This window comes from Streptomyces sp. ADMS, from assembly GCF_033441795.1.
GTDB lineage: Bacteria > Actinomycetota > Actinomycetes > Streptomycetales > Streptomycetaceae > Streptomyces.
Genome location: NZ_JAVFVX010000370.1, coordinates 1 through 685, shown reverse-complemented (window position 1 = coordinate 685; position 685 = coordinate 1). Strand labels below are relative to the sequence as shown.

Below are 685 nucleotides of genomic sequence, written 5' to 3'. Positions count from 1 at the left end.
TGCCGGATGCCGGATGCCGGATGCGGCAGGCTTTCGGCCTGTCGTGATCCACTTCTCCCGATCGGCCTGCCTGCCTTGCCCGTTGCCGCCGCCTGCCCGATAGCCCTGCGCGCTGCCGAACGCGAACGCCTGAAGAAGATGGCCTACGGCCACAAGACCGAGCACCGGCTGCGGATACGCGCGCAGGTGGTGCTGCACGCCGCGCGCGGCCGGTCCAACGCGCGCATCGCCCGCGAGACGAGGCTGCACCTGGACACGGTCCGCTGCTGGCGCGGCCGGTTCGCCGAGCACGGTCTCGGCGGCCTGAGTGACCGCGAGCGGTCGGGGCGGCCCCCGTCGTTCACCGCACTGCAGGTGGCCGAGACCAAAGCGCTGGCCTGCCGCCTGCCCGCCGAGACCGGAGTGCCGCTGGCGCGCTGGTCATGCCCGGAGCTGGCCGCCGAGCTCACCGCGCGCGGCATCACCGGCCCCGTCTCCGCCTCCACCGTGCGCCGCTGGCTCAACGAGGACGCGCTCAAGCCCTGGCAGCACCGCTCCTGGATCTTCATCACCGACCCCGGCTTCCGCGCCGGGGCCCAGCGCGTGCTGGACCTGTACGCCCGCACCTGGCAGGGTGTCCCGCTCGCCGAGGACGAGTACGTCATCAGCGCGGACGAGAAGACCTCCATCCAGGCCCGCTGCCGCT

Annotated in this window: 1 protein-coding gene; it reads left to right on the top strand. The window is 73.0% G+C overall.

Translation table 11 applies throughout. From position 1 onward, the window contains the following. Positions 1–75: 75 nt before the first annotated feature. Positions 76–685: helix-turn-helix domain-containing protein (locus tag RB628_RS41095; RefSeq protein ID WP_318325726.1), on the top strand; the 610-nt coding region annotated here is incomplete at its 3' end.